Genomic DNA, 21,887 nt, shown 5'->3' on the forward strand with positions numbered 1-21,887 from the left:
GGCGGTCGCCTACGGCGCGAACGGCACGGCGACCGACTTGAAGCGCTGCGCCCCGGTCGTCGTGTCGGTGACCGTCACCAGGTACACGCCGGCCGATGCGTACTGGTGACTGACCTTCGCCGCCTCGGCCGGGCCGGGCGACACCGCACCGTCACCCCAATCCACCGTGTAGGTGTGGACCGGAGGACCCGGCGGAACGTACGTCGCCGTGAACTCGGCCGTCATGCCGGTCGCGTCCGTGGCGTCCTCGGCCAAGGTACCGTCCGGCGGACGCTCGGTGATACCGCACGTCGGCGCCGGCGGCGGCAGCGTCGTCCAGTCGATGTGCAGCAGGTCCTTCTCACCCATCGGGTCGAGGAGCTTCCCGACACCGGTCGAGCGCAGGTAGACGTCGTACGGGCCGACGTCCCACGCCTCGTTCTCGATCGCCTTCCCGGTCAGGGTGAACGTCACCGCCGCGTTCTCGATCGTGAAGTCCGTGACGTGCCCGTCGATGATCTGCGGCAGCAGGAAGTACCCGAACCGCGGCCGTGGCGTCGCCCCGCCGGCGCACTTCTTCAGCGACGTGCCCGACCACAGCTCCAGCGCCACCGACGACGCCAGGTTGATCCCGCTGGTGACCCGCATCCCGGTCGCCACCCCGTCCTCGTCAAGGACGACAGGGTGGCCGGTGAACATCGTGTACAACTCGGGGTCGACCTTGCAGCAGCTGACGGTGACGTTGTAGAACTTGATCCGCCGCCGGCCCGGCTCGTAGACGGCGGAGTCGCCGTTGGCGTCCTTCTGGTCGATCTCCTCGCCCTCGTCGAACTCGGGCGCGTACTCGACCGAGATGAAGCCCTTCGTGACCACGTGCACCGGCCAACCCCCGGCCCCCATGACCGGGTTGCCGCACGCGTCGAGCTTCGTGGCACGCAGCATCTTCCCCTTGACCGGGGCATCGCACACCGCAGGCATCGGCACGTCCTCAACGGGAGATCCTTGTGCCCGGCCCGCAGCCAGCGGCGCTACCCGCCTAGGGTAGCCCAGGCGGCGCCGGATCGACCCTGGACACGAGCGCGGCCTGGGCGGTGACTCACCGATGGTCGAGGGTCGTGCCCCTAGGCACGACCCTCGATCCTCTCACCGGTGGAACATCTCCAACTAGGTCAGCCTCCTCGGCTGAACGGGCGGCATCGGCACCGTCCCTTCGGGCGGCGGGCTCGCGCACCGCCGGCACGTCACCTTCCTCGGGGTGCCCAACGCCAGGTCCGCCTCGACCGTCACCGCCCGGATGCAGAAGGCGCAGTGCATGGGCACCAGCCTCGGCAAGTACAGCCCGATCACCATGTGGCCCTTCGGCAGCAGCGCCGACGCCGGCTTGCCCTCCGGCATCCGCCGTACCATCACCTGCAACGCCGTCGCGAAGTCCGGGTGCCCGTGCACGTCAAGGACCTCGACGACATTGCCGAGGAACACCACATGGTCCCGGCGCCGCAGTTCGTCGACCCGGATCGGCAGACCCATCCGGCTCGTACTCTCCACGGTCACGCCGCACGCTCCATCCAGCCGCGCCGGGCCTGGACGTCCAGCACCAGCTGGTCGGTCAGCCCGGCCCACACGTCGAGCGGCAGCGTCGCGATGTGCTCCCACCGCCCGGCCACCGCCACGTACACGTGCAGCGCGCCGTACGCGTACTCCCACAGGTACGCCCACTCCTCACCCTCGCCGGGCGGATCGGCGGGCATCCGCCCGACGAGCGCCCTCCCGCTGACACCGAGAGGGTGCGCCCGGCCGACGCCGGTGACGTGCACCCACCGGCCCTCCTCGTCGGCGACCACAGCCGGCGGCCACTCGGTGTTGGCCAGGAAGCACCAGTCCCGGTCGAGCAACGCGGCGACCATCTCCTCCGTGTCCCGCGAAAACTTCCGTCGCCACATCGCGTGCATCTGCCCGAGCAGCCAGCTCGGCTGGCCCTCCAGGTCGACCGGCCGCGCCCGGTACCACCTGTCGCCGCCGGGGGCGAAGCGCCCCACCAGTGCCGTCATCGCCAAACCTCCCCGTAGCGCTCGGCGACCGCCGCCATGTACTTCCGGAAATCAGCGGCCCGCCATTGCGTCGCGAAGCCGCGCTTCTGCACGTCCAGCAGCTCGGTCATCGACAAGCTGGGAAGCTCGTTGACCGACCAGCACGCCCACGGCTGCCACTGCTTGTCGCCGCGCTCCGGCCAGACGGCCAGGTAGACGTGCAACCGGTGGCCGCCGAACAGGTAAGCCCACTCGCGGTCGCCCGGGGTGGTCGTGCCGATGTGACCCGTCTCCGGCTCCGGGGCGCAGAGGATCGGCGCGCCGACCACCTCGCCGGCCATGCCGGTGCCGGGCAGGGCGTAGAGCGACCGCCAGTCGGAGCGCAGCAGATGGTCGACCGCCGCCGCCTGGTCGTGGTCGAGCACGTTGTGCACCAGCGCGGTCAGCGCGGGCACGATCACGGTGGGGCAGCCGTCGTAGTGGACATACCGCGCCCGGTACGTGCCGCCGGCGTCCTCGACACCGAGCAGCGCGCGAAGACCCATGTTTACCTCCACGTGAACGGGGTCTTGCTTAAACAGTTACCTTTTTCTGTACGGCCGCAATCATCAACAGTAGCCGTATAGATCGGAGGCCCAGGCTGGGAACTCCGTACCGGGGCCGGCCACCCGGCCGGTCCCGTCTACGCAGTCACCAGCTCAGGACCGGGCCTCGTCGAGTGACCCGACCCACCACGACTCGGTCTCGCCGTGCCAGGCCGGCAGGGTGTACGGCGACGGCGTCGCGCCGCCCGCAAACCAGGCCACGATCTTGTCCGCGTACCACTGCGGCGTCCGCGAGCGGACCAGGTATGCCTTCAGGTCCTCGACCGTCTCACCGACCCGCTCCCGGTGCCGCCCCAGCTGGCCGTCCAGATCGTCCGGTCGGCCTGTTCTTCCGGGTCGGCCGGACGGGCGTCGCACTCGTCGAACGGCTCGTCCGCGTGCTTGCAATCCGGCGCGTGCGGCTCCGAGAAGTGCGCACCGCAGTGCCAGCAGCAGTCCATCTCGTCGTTGCAGTTGAACCGCCCACACTCGTCAGTCGCAGCCGACAGGTCGGGCTCAATCACCTTCTCCGGCATCTCTTCCTCCAGGTAGATGGGCGCGTGGCGTACATAGACATTGTATACGGCAAGCCTCCTGCGCGTACAGAATTTATGTACGGGCTGGGCTATGGAGCGGGTCACACAAGACGGCTTAGAACAGCCGCCCCTGCCGGTAGGTCGCGTCCGCGTCGAACGTCGCCGAGTGCGGTGGCGCCGCCTTCGGCTCCGGCGGCAACGACTCGCGCAGGTGCCGCACCAGCGGCTCCTCCGGCGCGTCCAGACCGAACAGCTGCCGGACCGCCGCCAGCATCCGGGCCTGCTCCCACAGCCTGGCCACCTCGTCGATCGCCCGCTGCCGCTCGTCAAGCGCCGCCTGCATCCAGTCGTTCATCAGCCCGTCGCCGCACCCGACGACCACCCGCATTCCCAAGCCCCAGCAGTGCACGTTGACCGCGCAGCAGGCCGCGGCGAGCCAGTCGATGTCGTTGGCCCACCACTCGACCGCCTCGGGGTCGCCGCCCCGCCGGCGTATAGCCCGCGCCGCCCCGAGCAGCATCGTGCCCGTGCCAGCGCACGGCTCCAACACCGACAGCGGCAGCCTGTCGTTGGCCACCTCGTACGCCGCAATTCCCAGGTCAGCCACCACTATCTCGCCCATCATGTCCGTCACGTCAACGGGCGTTAGGAACTGGCCGAGGCCGTCCCGCGCCGACCGGGACCGGATCGCCTGAAGCACGCTGCCGAGCAGGTCCACCTCCTCGCGGCGCCACCTCACGCCGGTGAGCTCCAGCTGGCCCTTCTTCAGCGCCGCCTGCCCGGTGGCGTGCACCGACCGGAGCAACTGGTCGTCCAGGTCGTCGTCGTCCAGCCACCCCCACAGCGGCTTTGTGCGGGGCAGCAGGTCCGGCCGCCCGATCGCGAACCGGTTCCAGATGCTGCGCAGCAGCTCGACGAACCCGTGCCGGTCCAGCGACAGCATCTGCTCCGCCAGGTCCGGCCCGTCCGGGTCGCGTTGCTCGACGAGCGCCAATGCGGCGACCACGCTGACCGGGATCTCGATCCGCGAGCCGCCGAAGTTCCCGTGCCATGCCTCGTCGACCGCCTCCGCGATCTTCCAGGCGTGCTGCCGGGGACTCTCTGGCACGGCCTTCCGCCGCGCTGTCTTCGTTGTCATCGGTACCTCCAGCTCGAATGGCGGCGCCCCCGCAGCCGTCGGGCTGCGGGGGCGCTCCGGGTTTGTGGGTCAGCTGCGGAAGGCGCAGCCCGCGTGACCGCAGCCGCCGCAGTAGCCGCCGGTCGCGCACTCGCACCCGCACGAGCCAGGCCGCAGGGCACGCCGGGGCAGCAGCACGCCGGTCTGCGCATCGCTCGGAGCCGCGGCCACCGCCGGCGTCGGCGTCGGCTCCGGCAGCGGCCCGAGGCTCGCCTTTACGCGGCTGACCGCCCACTCCACCGCGCACCGGCACCGGCACCGGCAGGTCCCATCGCCCGCCTGCCGCTCGCAGCTGGTGTGCCAGCCGGCACGGCACTGCTGGCACCACCCGTGCTCGTGGAACCGGGCCACGATCCGCTCGGCGATCCTCGGCGGCACCACGTACAACCCGGCCGTCTCCTCGACGACGATCGTCGACGGCGGCCACTTCGCGTCCGGCCCTCGCACTGACAGGAGCATCACCATCGGCTCGGTGACGCCGAGCGCGTTGCCGTCCTCCACGACGAACCGGTACGCGACGCCCGCCAGCTCAAAGGTGATGTGCTCCTGGGCGTCGTCGACCTCGGTCACCGTGCCGTACGCGCCGATGACGTCGACCAGCGCCGCGAGCCCGTTCGCGTCGTCCTTCGTGACCTTCATGCCTTCCTCCCTCTGGAAATGGCGGCGCGCCGGCCGGAAACCCGGCCGGCGCGCACTCGTCGACGTCAGTTGCTCGCGGTTCCCCGCTTCTGCCGCACGTCGTGGGCGACCAGCGCCAGCGCCTCCCGGCGCTCCGCGACGCGCATCAGTGCCGCGTCGAACGCCGCCGCCTTGTCCGTCACGGCGGCCATCAGGGAGCCCCGGGTCATCGCCCGCAGGTCGCCCTGCTTCGCCGACGCGACGGCCAGCTCCGTCGCCCGCTGCACCTCGCGGGCCGCGGCCTCCACGGCCCGCTCGACCTCGGCGAGCCGGATCGCCAGCTGGGTGGCGAGGTCGCTCGGGTCGACGACCTCGACCGGCACCTGGTACTCGCCAAGGAGTTCCCGCACTCGCTGTTCCATTTCTGCCCTCTCTTTCTCAGTAGATGGAGACATCGCGTACATATTCATTGTATGCAGAGGGCAGGCCATCCGTACACAAAATATGTACACCACGGGGCCGTGTAACAGGTCACACAGACAACGCCGCCCCTACTGGCCCGGGAAGCAGCCAGCAGGGGCGGCGCGGTCCGACGCGCGGGGTCTCCGAGTCACGTGCTCCGGCCAGCACGCGCCCGGGACGCCTTCGACGGCGCGGAGGAGCCACCGCCGGCAGCGCTCGCCTCGGACTCGCCGGCCCCGACCCTGGCCGACGTCTTCTCCCCGGCGGCCTCCGCCGCCTGCCGCTCACCGGCCGCACCCGGCTCGTCCTCGCCGACGTCGAACCCCTCGACGCCGAGCACCTTCACCGCCAGGTCCTCCGGCACGTCGAACCCGAGCCCGAGGGGGCCGTCGCTCACCGTCCGCACCTCGTCGTGCCGCTCCGCGCCGGCGGCGTCCAGAAGCCGCCGCGCCAACGCCTTCGCGTCCGCCCGGTCCGTGGGGTAAATCGTGGGCGCCATCTCTACCTCCTACGCCGGCTCCGCCGGCAGCTTCACCTTCACCGCCGCGGCCGGCCCGCTCCACCCGACCGTGTAGAACCGCTCGGCGAGCGCGAACACGTCGTTCGTCGCCCGGTCGTGCGCCTCGACCAGCCGCGGCATCGTCACCTGCGACCGGCGCACCATCACCGGACCCGTCCCGTACAGCCACGCCTCACCGGCCGCCGGGGCGGCGCCGGTGGGACCGACACCGCTGGTGTGCGCGAACACGTACGGGGTGCCCAGGGGCGCCACCATCCGCGGGTTCTCCACCCGCGTCAGGTCCGCCGACGCGAGCTGTCCCGCCAGCCTGCGGGGCACCCACACCACACCCAGCACCCCGGTCCGGTCGCTGATGTGCTCTTCCAGCAACCCGACCGCGGTGGCCAGCGACACCGGCGTCACGTCCGAACCCGCGAGGACCTGCGTGCCCGGGTCGGCCAGGCGCGGCCGGTTCCCGGCAGCGCCGGTCCACACGTAGTGCTCCAGCGACTGCTGCTCGACCAGGCCCAGCGCCGCGCGGGCCCGCTCCAGGTGGTCGTCGCGGCCGGCCAGGTCCGCCTCCACGCCGGCGTACAGCCGCAGCACCGGCGAGGCGGTCACCCGCTGCACCCCGACGGTCAGCGTCTTCGCCGGCCGGTTCGGATCCGACGCCGCCGAGCTGGTCGCCGCCGCCGGGGCGTCGACCGTCACCGGCTCCCACTCCACGCCGGCCTGAAACTCGCGCTGGTCGACCGGATCCACCACCGCCGCCGCCGAGAACAGGCCGTACTTGTACGGCGTCGTGGCCGGCGCGCTGACGTACACGAGGGGCTGCGTCACCCGTCACCTCCGGATGGGCTGGAGGGCCGCGCCACGAGCGGGGACGTGGCGCGGCCCCGTCAACGGGTAGCTCAGGCGGCCGCGCAGTCGAACGCCACGGTCTGCCCGGTCACACCGGTCGGGCACAGCGGCACCGTCACCTTGTACGACACGTAGCAGCGCTTCACCAGCAGCGTCGCCTGCTCGGTGAACAGGGCGATGTACTCGTTGTCCCGCAGCCGGGTCGAGTCGTACACCGCCGACAGGTCGATGATCGGCTTGGAGCCCTTGACCCACGTGCCGGGCGCGTAGATCAGGAAGTCGACCGACGCCGGCCACTGGCCGGGCGGGGCCGTACCGCCGAACCCGGCACCGCCAGCGTTGACGTAGCCGTCCTGCCAGTCCACCACCCACTGCGGGCGCAGGCCCCGCCTGGTGAACCAGCCGTTGATCTGCTCGTCGGTGACGTCGAAGTAGTTCACCCCGGCGCGGCGGGCCATGTCGGCGCGGATCCACTCCATCAGCCACGCCGGCGCGACCAGCTCCAGCAGCCGCCGCCGGCTCATCCGGTACCGGTACCGGTAGTCGGTCGCCGCGAGACTCACCGAGCCGAGAACCGCGGTGGTCGTCTCGTCGCCGTCGACGTCGCCACCCAACGTCAGGGTGAACTCCGTCGACTGCGCTGGAGCTGTCGCCATCCGGGCGATCATCCGCGCGTTGATCTTGTGCTCGTGCGCCGTCATCGCCCGGCGCACCACGTCCCGGGTCAGCTCCGGCCACACCGCGTTCTGCACGATGTCGTGCTCGATCTGCACCCCGTCGACCTCGAGGCGCGTCTCGGCGAACGTCGGGATCGGCACCCGGTACGCCGGCTTGTCCGTGCCGGCGATGCTGTCGGCCTCGGTCTGCACGAACCCGACCGCGCTGTAGAAGTCGCGGAAGTCGAGGTTGTTCGGGTACCGCAGACCGCCGCGCTGGACCGTGATGCTGGGCAAGTCCAGGATCCCCTCGGTGGTCTCCAGGCCCTCGCACAGGTCCCACAGCGTCTCGCTGGGCGCGCCCCAGCCGCCGGCCGCGACAAGGTTGCCGCCGGACAGCCGCGACTCCGACGCCGCGTACTCCACCACGTCGTAGTCGCTCATCGCCCCGCCGGCGACGAGCGCCTGGTCGACGGGCAACTCCACCCGCGCCACGCCCTGCTTGATCCGGGTCCGCACCTGGGCGCCCGGGCCTGGGAACCCGGCCCACTTGTCGTCGAACGCCGCCGCCAGCTCGGCCACCGAGCTGAACACGTGCCCGTGCGGCACGTTCGGCACGTCCGCCGCCGCCTTGATCACTGCCGACCGTGCGCTGCGGCCGACGCGCGGCTTCGGCTGCCGCCGGGCCGCCCGGCGGGCCAGGGACGCCACCACCGGCGTCGGCTGAACCGTGGGGGTCGCCTCGGCCGGCTCGCCGTCGCCGGCCGGCTCACCCTCACCAGCGGCGGCCGGCTCACCGCCGTCACGGGCGTCGTCGCCCTCGTCGTCACCGCCGCCGTGCACGGCCGCGTCCAAGTCGTCGAGCTCGGCGACCACCTGCGCTGCGGCCTGCTCGATGGCCGCCTGCTGGTCGCGTACCTGCCGCACGAAAGCCGCCAGCTCGCGCAGCCGCGCCAGACCGGCGGCGTCCAGGTTCGGGTCGTCCCGGAGCGCGTCGAACGCCGCCACAGCGTCCGTCTCCAGCTGGGACAGGGCATCCAGGTCGAGGCCGTCCAGGCTCTCGGGGATCTCGAAGTCCACCGGTGGCTCCTCAGCACGGAAGGGATCTCATCCCGACCGGCCCGCAGCCAGCATCGGCGGTACCGGCACAGCGTAGCCCGGCGGCGCGGCAAGATCCGCACCGCCGGGCCGCGTGCCTACTTTTGGACCGGCCGGATCACCCCGCCGCCGCCCTGCCGGGCGTCTGCGACTTCCGCCGCCGCCCTCGTTGGGTGCTCGCTCGACTTCCGGCCGCTGCCGTCCTCGTAGGACAGCACGTACACCGTCTTCCGGCTCCTCGCGCCGCAGTTGCAGCCCATCAACCCTCCCTACTCGCCGTGCACCTGCGCGGACAGCGCCGCGACGAGCGTGGACCGGTCCCGGCCGATGCTGGCGGCGATCCGCTCAGCCGCCGCCGCGGTGCTAGCCCGCTGCCGCTCAGCCGCGAACGACGCCGCGACGGCCCGGCGGATCGCCGCGTCCAGCGCCGCCGTCGACACGAATCCGGCCTCGCCGCGCCGGACCGCCGGCACCGACGGCCGCCAGCCCCGCCAGCCAGACGCGACCATCGCGTACGCCCGCCCACCCGAGGCCCGCCCCCTGACCACGGGGAACCCGCCGACGTTGACGCACAGCGCCGCGACGAGCTGCCGGGCGCCGCCGATCCACCGCCAGTCCCCGGACAGCGGCGACCGGCGCAGCAGCTGCACCTGCTCCTCCGTTGCCTCCGGCACCAGCGACCCGGCCACCCAGGTGCCGTGCTCGTCCCGGCCAGCCCGCACCACCGCCACCTGCGTGCCCGTGTTGTCGTAGTGGGCGATGGCGCTCGCCGCGCTGGCCGATAGATCGGCGTGCCCGGTGCCGGCGGTGATGTGCCCGACCGCGATCAGCGAGCCGTCCTCGCACATGATCTCCGGCCGGTGGAACCAGTCGAACCCGCCTTCCTCTGGAGGCAGCACGCACTGCCCCTGCGTCAAGAAGCTCAGGTGGCAGTCCCGGTCGGCGAGGTGGCCAAACACCCGCCCGTCCGCGGTGACCGTGATCGGGGTCAGCTCGGACAGGCCCGGGTCGTCGAACCAGGCCCGGGGCGGGTACAGCGGCGCGAGCTGCTTCTTCCCGGCTGCCGTGCCGGCCGCCGTCACCGCCGCTTCCTCTTTCTCCACCCCATCCGAGGGCTCGCCCGAGCCCGGTTCGTCGTCGACGAGCTCCAGCCGGGCCTCCGTGAACGCCTGCGTCCCGACGAGGGTCACCGCCATCACCCGACCCTTGGTCACCGTGATGTACGGCTCCTCGCCCGACTCGACGAACGCCTCCCACTCCTCATCGGACATGTCCGCGATCGGGCGGCCCTTCTCGTCCGTGTACACGAACTCGAAGTCGTCGAGGTCGACGCTGGGGAACAGCACCCCGTTGCGCAGCAGCTCCAGCGCCTCCGCCAACTCCGGCACCGCGTCGATGAAGTCACCCGAGCCGACCAGCTTCGTCTTCTGCACCTCGCCGGCCGTGATCCGCCCGATCGTCACCGCGCCCTCATGCCCGGGTGCATCCTGCCGCGCCCACCGCAGCGGCAGCGGCATGTCCCGGAAGCTCCACTCGCCATCCGCCGCGAAGATGCGCCGGTCACCCGACTTCGCACCCAGCGGCGCCAGCACGCCCTTCCACGTCGCCATGGCTCCACCCTTCGCGGCTCCCGCCGCCGTCACCGTGATCTCCAACCCGCTGGACCGGTCACGCCGGGGCCAGGGGTGCTCAGGGACCGCAGGTAGCGGCTCGTCAGCCTCCACCTCGATCATCGTGCAGCGGCAGTTCACGACCTGGCCGGGCGGCGCCGCCGGGTCGCCGGGGAACCGCATCGGCACCCCACCGACCATGAACACGCCGTCCAGCGCGACCCGCTGCCCGTCCGCATCGCGGTGGTCGTCGCGGGTCCGCTCGTCGTGGGTCGCCACCCACACCTTGTCCAGTCGCTCGCCCAGCGCCTGCTCGGCGGTTAGCCACGCCGTCAACGTGCCCGCGTTGTACGCGCCGACCGTCTCCGTCCGGGCGATCGTCACCGCCCGGTCCGCCCAGGACCGCTCGCCCAGGATCTCCTCGATCGCGTCCCGGATCCGCGGGATGCTGGCACCCTCGGCGGTCAGCTCCGCCACCACGGCCGTGACCTGCTGCCAGGCGCTGTCGGGCACCCCGGTCAGCCGGTTCGGCAACGCCTGCAGGTACTCGTCCTTGAGCTGGGCGACGCGCAGCAGCTCCACGTCCCCGCCCGCATCGACCACCCCGGCGTCGAACGTGCGCGCGGCCTCGGGCACCAGGTGCACCGTCATGGCTTCCATCCACGCCTGCCCGGTACCGGCGAGGGCGGACGGGTCCGGCGGCGGCGCGGCCGCGGTGACCGGCGCCGGCAGCGTCACGGCCCGCGCGGCACGCAGCCACGCCCGCAGCGCCGCCCTGGCGGCCACCTCCATCCGCTTCTCGGCGGCCACCACCCGCGCCTCGTGGTCCAGGCGGAGCGGCAGCCACGGGTCGACGTCGGCCACCGTCACCCCCCGTCGACAATCCGCCGGCGCCGCTCGACGTCGGCCGGGTCGCACACGTGCGCGAAGTCGGTCACGGGCGGCTGGTCGCCGTCCCACAGATCACCCGACCAGCCGCAGGTGCGGCACTCGTGCCACCGCAGCCGGGTGCAGCCCTTGCCGCGCCCGGACCGCTGGCACGCCATCCCGGAAAGCGCCACCAGCTCCGGGGCGGGCGCGGTTGGGGCGGTCATGTCGGCACCCGCTCTCCGTACACCGTGGCCATCAGGTGTTCGCGCAGCTCGGCCGGGTCGTGCTTCGCCCCGGTCACCAGCAGCCGGCCGACGTACCCGGTCAGGGCGGCGGTCAGCTTCTCCGCGTCGACCCCGAGCCGCGACGCGACGTGCGGCACCGTCGCGAACGCGCCCTGGAGCAGCCGGGGCACGGACACCGGCGTCGCCTGCTGCACGGTGTGCAGCTCCCACGGCGCCAGGTGGTCGTGCCGGTACCGCTGGCGGCCGACCGCCCGTTTCCCGGCCGTCTCCAACGCCCGCAGCACCAGCGCCTCGCACGCGGCGATGAACGCCTCACCCGGCTCGGCCGCCGAGGCGGCGATCGCGTTCCGCTCGGGCGGGCCGCGGTCCTCGGTGTCGCCGGCCGGCGGCTCGCTGACGGGCGGCTCCTCCTCGGCGGGTGGGGTGGCCGGCGGCGCCGGGGCGAGAGCAGCCGGGTCGACCGTGACAGCCACGCCGGCAACCTGTAGGAGCCGCTGCACGAGCAGCGGGCCGGCGGCCGGCACGGTACGCACGATCTCCAGCAACCGGCGCAGCTCCCGCTCCTCGTCGGTCGGCTTGTCCTCGTCACCGAATCCGGTCTCGCGGCGCAGCGCATCGCCGGACAGCTCCCCGGCCGCGTACAGGTCCTTCGCGTCGGCGCCCTTGTCCGGGGTCTGCGTCAGCTCGCTAGTGTCGTACCAGACCACCCACCGCTTCGGGTCGTCGACGACGCCCTCCAGCGCCGGCCACAGCATCTGCTGGGTCAGCGCCGAGCAGAACAGTTCCAGCTTCGACTCGACGTGGTACTTGATCGTCGCCTCGTCGGTCATCCAGGCGCCCCAGTGGTTCGCCTGGGTCATGCCGAGCAGCATCTCCGGCGGGGCGTCGAGGCCGAGCGCGAGCCGCCGGATCGCCCCGTCGAGCATCGACGGAACCGCCGCCGACAGCTCGGTGGCGAACGACAGCAGCCGGGCCTTCTCCAGGTGCTCGGCGGGGCCCTGCACGACGATCGGCACGAGGGCGGCCACCGAGTCGCGGTCCTTCACCGCGGTGGTCATCGCCTCGGTCAGCGTGGCCAGGAACGACGACACCCCATCCTCGGAGTTCTCTTCCTGCTCGGCGGCCGTGAATGACAGTTCGTTGGGCAGCAGCAGAATCCCGGCCCCGGCGAGCCGGGAGTCGATCTGCGACTGCACGTACTGGGTCAGCCGTTCGATCAGCCGCAGCACCCGCCGGTTCGCCTGCACCTGCGACCTCGGCAACGCATGCCGCCGCGGGCTCGGCACCCAGATCCGTACGATGACCGTCTCCTCCGGGACGAGCTCGCGCGGCCCGGCGCCCTGGTCGAGCACGTACGTTCCGGACTTCTCCGTCAGCTCGTCGATCGACGCGATGAACCAGGTCTCCCGGTCGGTGGCGTTCCCGTTCTCGTCGCGCTCGAGTTCACCGATCAGGTAGCACTCGCCGGGCACGCCGAGCTGGATCCCGGCGTCGTGCAGCAGCTCGGCCTGCTTCGCCGGCCCGCCGAGCAGCGTGTCGTTGACGCCGGCCGGTGCCTCGTTCGGGGACTCGACGGGGCGGCCCTCGTCGTCGATCTGCGTGATGTACAGCCGGGTGCGGCCCATCGCCTTGGCCACTAGGTCGACGACGTAGGCCAGCTCGCCGCACTCCTCGTAGTGCCGCCAGGCTTCCTCCTGCCACTCCTGCTTAGTGACCTTCCGGATGGTGCCGCTGGACTCGTAGCGCATCTTCGCCGCGGAGGCGACCACGGCGGTCGCCTTACCCACCGCGCTGCTCGCGTTCGGCTTCGTGCCCCACCACGCCATCGGCTACTCCTCCGGCTCGGCGCGCACGAGCAGGCCGGTCGCATGCGACAAGGCCAGGGCGACGGCGGGGACGTCGACCCACCAGTGCCCGGACCAGCGAGGCACGGCCGACAGCGCCCACCAGGCGGCGGCGGCCGGGAAGGCGACCCACACCGACAGGCACCAGCGGCAGAACAGCAGGTACGCGAACGAGCTGCCGTCGGGCAGCCGCCGCACCGCCGCCTCGCGGACTCTGCGAGTGATCTCGTCGGCGGCGACCAGCCGGGTCAGCCGGGCGACCACGAATAGCACCACCACGATCTCGATCATCGCCGCCACAGGTATGAGCATAAGCCGAGGCACTGCGGCCGGACATGCAACGGGCATCGGCCATGTGCTGAGGATCAACAGAGCACGAATGCGCAAGCCGGCTAGGGGATGGCGACTCAAAGCGGAACAGGCTGCCCAGTATGCTCACCGGCGTGGTGACGGACCCTCAGCGAGATCTAGTGATCGATGGCCTTCTAGCAAGGACCGAAGCCCGACGTGGTGCGGCGATGGCACTGCTTAACCCCGTCGAGCAGCGGGACCTGGGCCAATTCTTCACCCCTCGCGTGGTGGCCGAGCGCATCGCCGCAGAGCCGAGCCTGCCAAAAAGTGGCGTGCTCAGGGTGCTGGATCCGGGTGCCGGGTCCGGATCGTTGTCGGCCGCGTTGGTTGCCCGGGTGCTGCGAGAGCGGCCCGCTCTAACGGTAGGGGTCACTGCGGTTGAACTGGCATCGGGGCTGCATGACACGCTGCGTCAGACCTTGGAAGACTGCCAGGAGACTGCGCGCGCCCTTGGCGGCCAGTTCAATTACGAGCTCGTCGCGGCGGATTTCATTCCATGGGCCGCCGCCCGGGTCTCCGGCGTGCTCGACCTGGTAGGTGAGCAGCCACGGTTCGACCTGGTGATCCAGAACCCCCCGTACCGGAAGGTAGCTCGCAGTTCGGCGGTGCGCCGTCACCTTCAATCTGTCGGATTAGACGTTCCGAACCTCTACGCGGCATTCCTCGCGCTCGGCGTGCACCTTCTCACCGAGGGTGGCCAACTCGTAGCCATCACCCCTCGTAGTTTCGCTAATGGCACATACTTCCGGCAATTTCGCAAGCAGTTCTTTTCCTTACTGGGCGTCGACCGTATCAACGTTTTCCAGGAACGAGGCGCACTGTTCGCCGATCTATCGGTGCTGCAAGAAAACATCATCTTGACAGGCACGCGGGCTCGCCGCTCAGAGAAAGTCACCATTGTCACCTCACGCGGCTACGCTGACCCAACCCACGAGCGGCTAGTCACCTACGAGGACATCATCCGGCCAGATGATCCCGAATCGTTCCTCCATATCCCTACAGACGTCGAGGACGATCGAGCGGCCGATATCGTCGCCGAACTCCCTGCCACGCTGGCCGATCTCGGTCTCAACGTGTCAACCGGACGGGTCGTCGACTTCCGCGTCAAGGATGCGCTGCGAGCCATGCCGACTGCTGACACAGTGCCGTTGATCTATCCTGGTCATTTACAGAACGGTCGGGTGAATTGGCCACTGCCTGCGTACCGCAAGCCAAACGCCATCGTCGCCGACGCATCGACCGCCAGCCTGTTGCTACCCGCTGGTTATTACGTCCTAGTGAAGCGGTTCTCGGCCAAGGAGGAAACCAGGCGCGTGGTCGCCTCCGTATATCGGCCCGCCGACGTCCCGGCAGATCGGGTCGCGTTCGAAAACCACCTCAACGTCTTCCATCGTGATGGCAACGGCTTGGACGAGCCACTTGCGGTCGGTCTGGCGATCTGGCTCAACTCCAACGTGCTGGACACCCACTTCCGCCAGTTCAGCGGCCACACGCAGGTCAATGCAACCGATCTGAGAAACCTTCGCTACCCTGATGCCGCGCAGCTGCGCCGCCTCAGCGAGAACGTCCGACCAGGCGAGTGGCCAAGCCAAGATGAGATCGACGCGCTTGTGCTGCAGCACGTTCTTGGCGGGGCCGACACGACGGAACAGGGAGGCACGGTGCCGCAGGACCAGGTAGCAGAGTCAGTGCAGCAGGCCCGCCAGTTGCTCGGTCGGCTCAACTTCGACGCAGAGCGCAGCAACGAGCGGTCAGCGCTGGTGCTGCGCGCCCTGCTCAACCTACTGCCCGACCAGCCGTGGGAAGCCGCTCAGAACCCCATGTTGCGCACCGTCGAGATCATGGACTTCCTACGGCAGCACTACGGCCGCGATTACAAGCCCAACACGCGGGAGACGATCCGCAGGCAGACGTTGCACCAGTTCGCCGCTGCCGGCCTGGTTCTACAAAACCCCGACCGGCCCGACCGACCTGTCAACTCTCCTCGCTGGTGCTATCAGATCACCGACCGAGCTGTCGCTCTAATTCGGACCTTTGGCACACCCCGGTTCGCCGACGAGCTTCGTGCGTACCTGGCCGATCTCCCAGGCCAGCTGGAAGCCTACGCGGCGGAGAGGACCATGCGACGCATCCCGGTAACCCTCCCCGGAGGGCAAGAGATTACCCTCAGCCCGGGCGGCCAAAACGAACTCCTCGACGCCATAGTCAAAGACTTCTGTAGCTACTTCACTCCGGGCGGGATTGCCCTATACGTCGGTGACGCCGATGAGAAGTGGGCATTCTTCGACAACGATGCGCTCAAAGCGCTCGGCGTCACAGTTGACAAGCACGGCAAGATGCCCGACCTCGTCGTGTACATGGAAGACAAGAACTGGCTCGTTCTTCTAGAGGCAGCGTCCAGCCACGGACCCGTCGACGCCAAACGCCATGCCGAGTTGCAGACTCTCTTCGCGGGCTCCACGGCCGGACTGGTCTTCGTCTCCTGTTTTCCCAGTCGCAAGGAGATGCGGAGGTACCTGCAGGAAATCTCGTGGGAGACCGAAGTATGGTGCGCCGACAACCCAACGCACATGATCCACTTCAACGGCGAGCGGTTCCTCGGCCCATACCTGGCCCAGCCGTAGGCATTCGCCGAATCTCGGCCCGGGACGATGCTCGAACACATAACTACCAGCGTGTCTGGCGGCAAGGGGCGGGTCACGGCATCGCCGTGACCCGCCCCTCTCGCTAGTCCGCCAGGCGGACTAGCCGCCGCACTCAGTGCCGTCGCAGCCGGGCCGCCGGCAGCGCACCCGGTCCCACAACTCGTCCGCCAACCACGCCAACACCAGGCACGGCTGGGAGCCGTCTGGCAGCGGGCCGCACACGATGTACTCCAGGTCTGGCCGCCCGTACAGCGTCAACCCGGTGTCCGGCGGCACCGGGTGCCGCATCGCCGCGGTTACCTTCTCGACCGGTGCCCCGCAGCCGTCGCAGGTCACCGGCCGGCCGGACGGCGTCACCTCAACCACGGCGCCGCTCCGCCGTTCCGCCGGCCGGCGAATCGGCCAGGGTCGCCGACAGGAGCAGGCTCGTACCGGCCAGCTGCACCCCGGGGCCGACGATCGTGCCGCCGGCCTTGCGGACCTCGGTGATCCGCGCGAACACCTGCCGGCCGTGGCCGAGCCGCTCCACGGACGGCACCGCGATCACGTCGGCGCGGCCCTCAACGAGGTCGGCGACCGCAGCAGACCAGCCACCGGGACCGGTGTGCTCAGCGACCACCGCGTACCCGGCCGTGTCACACCAGCGCCGCAGCGTCCGCGCCGCCTCCTCCACGGCGGCCCGGCCGCGCCCCGCCCGGCTGAACAGGACGGCGCGGCGCTGCACCCACCGCTGCCGGTCGACATCCCACCGGGCCTGCTCGTACAGCCGCGACAGGTCCGGCCCTGCCCCGGGCTCGTCGGGACCGCACCGCACCCAGCCGGCCGCCTGGTCCCACCGCACATACCAGCCGAACTCGCGGCACTCCGGGTGGCCCGGCCAGTCACCGGTCCACACCGCCTCGCCACAGTCGTGCGGCTCTGCACGGGCGAACTCCCGGCAACCGCGCCGCGCCAGGCCGGTCAGCAGGCACGGCGCGATGGCGCAGTCCTCGCGGTGGGCCTGGCCGACCCACCGGTCGCATTCGGGGCAGGCGGCGTGCAGCAGCCGCTCACCGCTGGTCATCGTGCGCTCCTTCATCATCTCGTCGAACACCACGGCAGCCGCCTCCCGCGCATCGGGGGACATCTGCCGCCACCGCGCGGCCGCGGAGCCCGCGGGCACCGGGCCGTCCGCCTCAGCGGAGGCCCGCACCTGCTCGAACCAGGCGCGGGCCTCCTCGGCTGAGCGACGAGTCAGCCGGCTCTCGCTCACTCGTCTCCCTGCTCCTGCTTGCCGGCGTCCGGGGCGGCGGGCAGCTCGGCGCGTACCGCAGCCTCGGCATCCGACAGGGTGTAGCCGGCCTCAACCAGCCGGTCCAGCCACGCCACTGCGGCTTGCGCCGTACATAGACATCGCATCATCCAAGATCATTTGCGCCAGTTGATTATGGAAGGTCAAAGACGTTGCGTCCCTGCGGGAGCCCGGTCCACGATCGACCGCATGCCTACGCTCCGAAACCGCCGGCTTGAACAGCTCCTCGGTGGAGCAATCGACGAGACGCTGACCTACGCGCAGGTGAAGGGCCTCATCCCGCACACCGCCGAAGGCCCAGACCTGGACTTCAAGCGCGACACCTACACGAGCAGCGACCGAGACCGAAAGGCCCTGTGCACCGATGTCGCCGCACTCGCGAACGCCAACGGCGGCATCCTCGTCCTCGGCATGGACGAGGACGAGCAAGGCCGCGCGGCAACCGATACCGGCGTCGTCATCAGCGACGACGAGCGGCGCCGGCTCCGACAGACAGTCGTCGGCAACATCCAGCCGACACCGACGTTCGACATCCTCCCCATCGAGGATCCCGATCGTCCAGGTACTGGCTTCCTCGTCATCTGGGTCGCGCGGTCGGCGACGGCGCCACACGCCTACGTCGCTCAGAACAAGTCGATGCTGTACCCGAAACGGATTGGTACTGAGACTGCCTGGTTGTCGGAGAGCGAAGTGGCCGAGGCGTACCGGGCACGGTTCGCCGGCTTCGCAAGCCGGATCGAGGAAGCAGCCCGGATCGAAGCGGACTTCGTTCAACGCCTCGCACCAGACGAGCTGTTCGTCGTCGTCACCCTCGTCCCGGACCTGCCAGGGTCTGCCACCATCAACAGCGCCGCGCTGAAGGCGTTCCAGATGCGTAACGCGAGCTGTGAAGTGGGCGCCTTCGGTATCCCAGTGGGCAAGTTCCACCGATCGACAGTGCGCCGACGCTGCTTGGTAGGCACCGCATCGCTCGAGAGAAGCAAGCCGTACTCGCGTCTTGCGTGCGAGCTGCATGAGACCGGCAGCGGCGTGTTCGGCTGCGCGAAGATCGAGTCGCGTCCAGATGTCAAGGATCTGAAGGTCAAGCTCGCTGACAACCTGTGGCTCACACTTACCATCGGCACCGGCCTCAACCTTCTCGCCCGCCATGCGCGTGATCAAGCCGCAGCTGGCGGTCTGGCCACCGTCAGGACCACCATCTGGCCGGTCACGTCTGAGGTTCCAGTCTCGCTGGTCTCCAACGTCGGTTGGCGAAATGAGCCGGTCGGCGGCGAACTGGTAAGCGAGCCGCCGGTCGCCGAGACCGTCGCCGACATCGACGACTTGAGCGCTGGAGGGGCAGGTTTGGCAGCGGCAACCCACCGACTCGCTAGCGAACTGTTCCAGGCGTTCGGGGCAGCGGAGGCCGAAGGCGTGACCCCAGAGGGAGCAATCCGCCTTCCCTACTGGCATCAGGGCTGGCATGCCGAGATAAGCCGCTGGGCCGGGAGCTCTGGGGTTGAGGTGCTTCGGGAGGCCAACGCCTGATCTACCTGTCATCGCGCGTCCGCCTGCAGGCGAGCCCGGTGACCGAGTGGCGACGCAACGACGGCCCGCCGAGTTTCCTTGCTGCGCAGGTACGTCACCCCGTGCACGAGCGCGTCCAGCCGGTCCGGCGAGTCCCCGGACTCCGGCGTCCAGGTCGTCAGCTGGTCCTCTAGCGCCGGGAACGCGCCGACGTGGTGCACCCGGGGCGGGTCGACCTCGTACCGGGCCGCGACCGGCTCCGCCCGGACCCGCTTGCTCGCCCGGGGCTGCACCACGTCGATCGGCGGGTCGCCGCCGGGCAGCAGTCCCTCCCGCTGCATCGCGATCCAGGCGTCGACGAGGATGTCCCGCATCCACACCGACGAGCCCTCGACGATCACCACGTCGGCGTCGACATCGATGTAGCACTGCCAGATCCGGCGGCCGGCCGCCATGCCGGCGATCTTCATCGACCGGTCGGCCAGCACGTAGTGGTCGCCGTCCTCGCCCCGGCCCACCGCGACGATGCCCGTCTCGTCGCTCGTCTCCGACACCGTGTCGGCCGGGTCGACCGACACCACGGTCCGGACCAGGGGCGGCACGTCGTCCTTGTCGACCCGGCCGGCCTCGATCCATGCCGACTTCCACAGCGCGCCCTCGACGTCGGTCAGCAGCTCGGCGTCCAGCTCCTGCCGGCCGAGCCGGGTGCCGCCGTACTGCTCCAGCAGCTCCTCCAGCGCCTCCGGGCTCAGGTTCGCCGCGTTGTCCAGCGTCCGGCCGCGCGTGATGACCACCCGGGGGCGCCTGGACCGGGCCTTCTGTTTCGCCGCCCGCGTCAGCAGCTTCTTGATGTGCGGCAGCGGCTTCGGGGTCGTGCTGATGACCATGCGCGGGTTCTCGGCCTCGCGCATGCAGAACCAGAGCATGTCGAACACGCCCTGCGCCGTCTGCACCGGCCAGGCGGCGTACTCGTCGCACCACACGCCGTCGAAGTCGTAGCCGCGCAGCACGTCGGGGTCCTGCGCGCCGAAGCCGCGGATGATCGACCCGTTGCGGAGCATCACGTAGGGCTCCGACTTGTTGAACGTCGCCACCTCGCGAGGCGGAATGACCGCGAGGAGCCCGGCCCGCCGGGCGGTGAAGCAGACGTTGTAGACCTCGCGGTGCGTCTTCGCGACGACCGCATAGTGCCCGCCCGGCCGCGCGGCGGCCCACTTCCGGACCGTCTCCGCGCCGGTGCGGGTCTTGCCGAAGCCGCGACCGGCGAGCAGCATCCAGATCCGGTACCAGGCGGGCTCCAACTGCTCTGGCCGGGCGTGCCGGGGCCAGTCGTAGCGCAGGTTGCCCTGCACCTCCGAAACCACGCGCAGGTAGGCGGCCAGCTCGGCGTCGGACATCAACGCCGGATCCGGGTACGCCAGCAGCATCGGTCAGCGCCGCCCGTTCCGCAGATCGCGCTCCAGCTCGCGCACGTCGACGCTCGCGCACCACGCCAGCCCGAACAGGACAGCCACCGTCACCAGGTGGCAGCAGGCCGAGGCGACGCCGAGCCACCGAACGCCGAGGTACAGCACCAGCACCGTCACCGCGAGCCAGCCGCCGAGGAGCAGCCGCCACGACCACACCCGACGGCGGAGAGCTCGCCGCTGCGCCGTGGTGAGCGGGGCCCAGGGTGGCGGCGGGCCGACGAGCGGCGGCGGCAAGGGCAGCGTCGGCGCCTGGTCGGCCTCGGGCCACGCGTACCGGCCGACGGCCGGCGCCGCCGGCTCAGGCCGCCGGGTGCCATACACGCGGCCTCGCTCGTGGCCGACGACCAGCCGGGCCGACCTCGGACCGCGGCTCACCAGGCCGCCACCAGCCACACGCACCCGACGGCGGCCAAGCCCAGCAGCACCGACCCCACCGCCACACACCACACCGCCCACCGGGGGGCGCGTACCTCGACCACGATCCACACCTGCCCGTCATTCCTGCGGCGCCGACTCGCCATCGGTCGCCTCCTCCGTGTCGTCGGCGTCGCCCGGCCCGTCGTCGCCGCTGTCCGGGCTGGACAGGCCGGCGCGGGACTGCGCCTCGGCGATCAGCGCCCGGAAGAACTCGGCCCGCTGCTCCTCACTCATCTGGCTGACCTCGGCCTGGATCGGGCCGCCGTCGGGCCCGGTGTGCGCGGTCGTCGAGTCCGGCAGCCCGAGGGCCAGCCGCTCGACCCGGGTCGCCACTTCCAGCCACCGCGCGATGTCGTTGGGCGTCAGCGCCGCCGGGTCGAGGGACTGCAACCGGGCGACGATCTTCGCCTGCAGCGCGGACGCGATGCGGGCGTGCCGCTCGGCCATGTCCCGGCGCCGCTCGGCCAGGCCCTCGCTGTAGAGGCGGTCCTGCTCGCGGTCCCACGCCTGCGCCCGCTGCACCCACCGCCAGGTGCTCGCCAGCTTGTGGAGGTAGTCCCGGGATTTGTGGACCTCGGCGGCGGCCTTCGCGACGGTGCGGGTGCGACCGAGGTCCCGGTACAGGGCGAAGTACGAGTACGCCTTCTCGGGCTCGTCGTCCTGCCTGTCCCACGGGAGGACCGCCTGCTCGGTCACGGTCACCTCCTCGTGCTGTGCTGGCGTGCGGTGGTGCGGTCGGCCCGGCCGGCGGGGAAGTCGGGTCGGGCCGATCCGTTCTCAGTGGCCTGCGGGTCGGGCGCTGGGCATCGGGGGTCGGGCGATCGCCGCGTTGCCGTACATCAGGGCGTCGTCGAGGGCGGTGAGCACCAGCGAGGATTCGCGGCCGGGCGGCAGGCTGCGCATCGCCTCGGCCATGAGCACCTTCACCGCGGCCCGCCACCGGGCGTGCCGCTCGGCGGTGGCCAGGTCGGCGGGTGGGTGGTAGTCGCAGCGTCGGTCGAGTTCGGCGCGCTGCCGCTCGTCCAGGCCGGCGTACAGGTCGTTGTCGGGGGCGGTGCTGGTCATGGTCTCCTCCTGTGCGGTCGCGGTGGTTTATTGCGGCCGTCTTGATCATGCGCCGGCTGGCGCGGGGTGTGCGGGAC

25 protein-coding genes are annotated in these 21,887 nt (G+C 70.7%); 2 read left to right on the plus strand and 23 right to left on the minus strand.

From position 1 onward, the window contains the following. Window positions 1-9: 9 nt before the first annotated feature. The 15 genes from EF879_RS23490 to EF879_RS23555 all read right to left on the minus strand — a co-directional run bounded on the left by EF879_RS23490 (window position 10) and on the right by EF879_RS23555 (window position 13,366). Window positions 10-957 (minus strand): PKD domain-containing protein, encoded by a 948-nt coding sequence (locus EF879_RS23490; RefSeq protein WP_148086533.1) that lies wholly within the window; start codon window positions 955-957, stop codon window positions 10-12. Window positions 958-1,143: 186 nt separating this feature from the next. Further along, window positions 1,144-1,530 (minus strand): hypothetical protein, encoded by a 387-nt coding sequence (locus EF879_RS23495; RefSeq protein ID WP_123562208.1) that lies wholly within the window; start codon window positions 1,528-1,530, stop codon window positions 1,144-1,146. After that, window positions 1,527-2,027 (minus strand): hypothetical protein, encoded by a 501-nt coding sequence (locus tag EF879_RS23500; protein ID WP_123562210.1) that lies wholly within the window; start codon window positions 2,025-2,027, stop codon window positions 1,527-1,529. The genes EF879_RS23495 and EF879_RS23500 overlap by 4 nt, the downstream gene beginning before the upstream one ends. Further along, entirely contained in the window at window positions 2,024-2,551 is a 528-nt protein-coding gene (locus tag EF879_RS23505) for a hypothetical protein (protein ID WP_123562212.1), read from the minus strand. Before EF879_RS23505 ends, EF879_RS23500 begins: the two co-directional genes overlap by 4 nt. Window positions 2,552-2,704: 153 nt before the next feature. Next, window positions 2,705-2,968, minus strand: a complete 264-nt coding sequence (locus EF879_RS23510) for a hypothetical protein (protein WP_123562214.1) — start codon at window positions 2,966-2,968, stop codon at window positions 2,705-2,707. Window positions 2,969-3,241: 273 nt separating this feature from the next. Further along, a complete protein-coding gene (locus tag EF879_RS23515; protein ID WP_123562217.1) occupies window positions 3,242-4,264 on the minus strand; it encodes an N-6 DNA methylase in 1,023 nt (340 codons plus the stop codon). A gap of 69 nt (window positions 4,265-4,333) precedes the next feature. Then, window positions 4,334-4,942, minus strand: a complete 609-nt coding sequence (locus EF879_RS27050; protein ID WP_148086534.1) for a hypothetical protein — start codon at window positions 4,940-4,942, stop codon at window positions 4,334-4,336. Between the two features lie 65 nt (window positions 4,943-5,007). After that, the gene (locus tag EF879_RS23520) at window positions 5,008-5,343 is read right to left on the minus strand and encodes a hypothetical protein (RefSeq protein ID WP_148086535.1); all 336 of its coding nucleotides are present in this window, start codon (window positions 5,341-5,343) and stop codon (window positions 5,008-5,010) included. Between the two features lie 188 nt (window positions 5,344-5,531). Then, a complete protein-coding gene (locus EF879_RS27380) occupies window positions 5,532-5,882 on the minus strand; it encodes a hypothetical protein (RefSeq protein ID WP_158624275.1) in 351 nt (116 codons plus the stop codon). A 9-nt stretch (window positions 5,883-5,891) separates the two neighbouring features. Further along, window positions 5,892-6,722 (minus strand): hypothetical protein, encoded by an 831-nt coding sequence (locus EF879_RS23530; RefSeq protein ID WP_123562223.1) that lies wholly within the window; start codon window positions 6,720-6,722, stop codon window positions 5,892-5,894. Window positions 6,723-6,793: 71 nt separating this feature from the next. Then, on the minus strand, window positions 6,794-8,479 hold the full coding sequence (locus EF879_RS23535) for a major capsid protein (RefSeq protein ID WP_233604693.1): 1,686 nt from the start codon (window positions 8,477-8,479) through the stop codon (window positions 6,794-6,796). Between the two features lie 287 nt (window positions 8,480-8,766). Beyond that, window positions 8,767-10,971: a phage minor head protein gene (locus EF879_RS23540; protein WP_148086536.1), complete on the minus strand. Its 2,205-nt coding sequence runs from the start codon at window positions 10,969-10,971 to the stop codon at window positions 8,767-8,769. Between the two features lie 2 nt (window positions 10,972-10,973). Further along, the gene (locus tag EF879_RS23545) at window positions 10,974-11,201 is read right to left on the minus strand and encodes a hypothetical protein (protein WP_123562227.1); all 228 of its coding nucleotides are present in this window, start codon (window positions 11,199-11,201) and stop codon (window positions 10,974-10,976) included. Then, window positions 11,198-13,048 carry a hypothetical protein gene (locus tag EF879_RS23550; RefSeq protein WP_123562230.1) on the minus strand — a complete coding sequence of 617 codons (1,851 nt, stop codon included), beginning with the start codon at window positions 13,046-13,048 and terminating at the stop codon, window positions 11,198-11,200. The genes EF879_RS23545 and EF879_RS23550 overlap by 4 nt, the downstream gene beginning before the upstream one ends. 3 nt (window positions 13,049-13,051) lie before the next feature. After that, window positions 13,052-13,366 carry a hypothetical protein gene (locus EF879_RS23555; RefSeq protein ID WP_123562232.1) on the minus strand — a complete coding sequence of 105 codons (315 nt, stop codon included), beginning with the start codon at window positions 13,364-13,366 and terminating at the stop codon, window positions 13,052-13,054. A gap of 218 nt (window positions 13,367-13,584) precedes the next feature. Between EF879_RS23555 and EF879_RS23560 the strand changes: the two genes are divergently transcribed. Beyond that, complete coding sequence (locus EF879_RS23560; protein WP_123562234.1) at window positions 13,585-16,041, plus strand: BsuBI/PstI family type II restriction endonuclease; 2,457 nt, start codon at window positions 13,585-13,587, stop codon at window positions 16,039-16,041. A 120-nt stretch (window positions 16,042-16,161) separates the two neighbouring features. Here the strand turns inward: EF879_RS23560 and EF879_RS23565 are convergent, their stop codons facing one another. The 3 genes from EF879_RS23565 to EF879_RS28345 are packed head-to-tail and all read right to left on the minus strand — an operon-like array spanning window position 16,162 to window position 17,463. Further along, complete coding sequence (locus tag EF879_RS23565; RefSeq protein ID WP_148086537.1) at window positions 16,162-16,428, minus strand: hypothetical protein; 267 nt, start codon at window positions 16,426-16,428, stop codon at window positions 16,162-16,164. After that, window positions 16,421-17,314, minus strand: coding sequence for a hypothetical protein (locus EF879_RS27795; RefSeq protein WP_199736584.1), 894 nt, complete (start codon window positions 17,312-17,314; stop codon window positions 16,421-16,423). Before EF879_RS27795 ends, EF879_RS23565 begins: the two co-directional genes overlap by 8 nt. After that, window positions 17,311-17,463, minus strand: coding sequence for a hypothetical protein (locus EF879_RS28345; RefSeq protein ID WP_233604694.1), 153 nt, complete (start codon window positions 17,461-17,463; stop codon window positions 17,311-17,313). Before EF879_RS28345 ends, EF879_RS27795 begins: the two co-directional genes overlap by 4 nt. 79 nt (window positions 17,464-17,542) lie before the next feature. Here EF879_RS28345 and EF879_RS23575 point away from each other — a divergent pair, with 79 nt between their 5' ends. Beyond that, a complete protein-coding gene (locus EF879_RS23575) occupies window positions 17,543-18,880 on the plus strand; it encodes a helix-turn-helix domain-containing protein (protein ID WP_158624277.1) in 1,338 nt (445 codons plus the stop codon). Between the two features lie 8 nt (window positions 18,881-18,888). Here the strand turns inward: EF879_RS23575 and EF879_RS23580 are convergent, their stop codons facing one another. The 5 genes from EF879_RS23580 to EF879_RS23595 all read right to left on the minus strand — a co-directional run bounded on the left by EF879_RS23580 (window position 18,889) and on the right by EF879_RS23595 (window position 21,810). Beyond that, window positions 18,889-20,286 (minus strand): terminase large subunit domain-containing protein, encoded by a 1,398-nt coding sequence (locus EF879_RS23580; RefSeq protein WP_123562240.1) that lies wholly within the window; start codon window positions 20,284-20,286, stop codon window positions 18,889-18,891. Between the two features lie 3 nt (window positions 20,287-20,289). Beyond that, window positions 20,290-20,649, minus strand: a complete 360-nt coding sequence (locus tag EF879_RS23585; RefSeq protein ID WP_148086538.1) for a hypothetical protein — start codon at window positions 20,647-20,649, stop codon at window positions 20,290-20,292. 50 nt (window positions 20,650-20,699) lie between these two features. Then, on the minus strand, window positions 20,700-20,849 hold the full coding sequence (locus EF879_RS27385; protein WP_158624279.1) for a hypothetical protein: 150 nt from the start codon (window positions 20,847-20,849) through the stop codon (window positions 20,700-20,702). Next, window positions 20,824-21,441: a hypothetical protein gene (locus EF879_RS23590; protein WP_148086539.1), complete on the minus strand. Its 618-nt coding sequence runs from the start codon at window positions 21,439-21,441 to the stop codon at window positions 20,824-20,826. Before EF879_RS23590 ends, EF879_RS27385 begins: the two co-directional genes overlap by 26 nt. Window positions 21,442-21,522: 81 nt before the next feature. Further along, window positions 21,523-21,810: a hypothetical protein gene (locus EF879_RS23595; RefSeq protein WP_123562245.1), complete on the minus strand. Its 288-nt coding sequence runs from the start codon at window positions 21,808-21,810 to the stop codon at window positions 21,523-21,525. Between the last annotated feature and the right edge of the window lie 77 nt (window positions 21,811-21,887).

This window comes from Micromonospora sp. HM5-17 (assembly GCF_003762835.1).
GTDB lineage: Bacteria > Actinomycetota > Actinomycetes > Mycobacteriales > Micromonosporaceae > Plantactinospora.

Bases quoted from the DNA above. Each gene is read 5' to 3' on its own strand.
- EF879_RS23490 (WP_148086533.1), bottom strand. From the start codon at position 957: ATGCCTGCGGTGTGCGATGCCCCGGTCAAGGGGAAGATGCTGCGTGCC.
- EF879_RS23500 (WP_123562210.1), bottom strand. From the start codon at position 2,027: ATGACGGCACTGGTGGGGCGCTTCGCCCCCGGCGGCGACAGGTGGTAC.
- EF879_RS23505 (WP_123562212.1), bottom strand. From the start codon at position 2,551: ATGGGTCTTCGCGCGCTGCTCGGTGTCGAGGACGCCGGCGGCACGTAC.
- EF879_RS23515 (WP_123562217.1), bottom strand. From the start codon at position 4,264: ATGACAACGAAGACAGCGCGGCGGAAGGCCGTGCCAGAGAGTCCCCGG.
- EF879_RS27050 (WP_148086534.1), bottom strand. From the start codon at position 4,942: ATGAAGGTCACGAAGGACGACGCGAACGGGCTCGCGGCGCTGGTCGAC.
- EF879_RS23520 (WP_148086535.1), bottom strand. From the start codon at position 5,343: ATGGAACAGCGAGTGCGGGAACTCCTTGGCGAGTACCAGGTGCCGGTC.
- EF879_RS27380 (WP_158624275.1), bottom strand. From the start codon at position 5,882: ATGGCGCCCACGATTTACCCCACGGACCGGGCGGACGCGAAGGCGTTG.
- EF879_RS23545 (WP_123562227.1), bottom strand. From the start codon at position 11,201: ATGACCGCCCCAACCGCGCCCGCCCCGGAGCTGGTGGCGCTTTCCGGG.
- EF879_RS23550 (WP_123562230.1), bottom strand. From the start codon at position 13,048: ATGGCGTGGTGGGGCACGAAGCCGAACGCGAGCAGCGCGGTGGGTAAG.
- EF879_RS23560 (WP_123562234.1), top strand. From the start codon at position 13,585: ATGGCACTGCTTAACCCCGTCGAGCAGCGGGACCTGGGCCAATTCTTC.
- EF879_RS28345 (WP_233604694.1), bottom strand. From the start codon at position 17,463: ATGATGCGATGTCTATGTACGGCGCAAGCCGCAGTGGCGTGGCTGGAC.
- EF879_RS23575 (WP_158624277.1), top strand. From the start codon at position 17,543: ATGCCTACGCTCCGAAACCGCCGGCTTGAACAGCTCCTCGGTGGAGCA.
- EF879_RS23580 (WP_123562240.1), bottom strand. From the start codon at position 20,286: ATGCTGCTGGCGTACCCGGATCCGGCGTTGATGTCCGACGCCGAGCTG.
- EF879_RS27385 (WP_158624279.1), bottom strand. From the start codon at position 20,849: ATGGCGAGTCGGCGCCGCAGGAATGACGGGCAGGTGTGGATCGTGGTC.
- EF879_RS23595 (WP_123562245.1), bottom strand. From the start codon at position 21,810: ATGACCAGCACCGCCCCCGACAACGACCTGTACGCCGGCCTGGACGAG.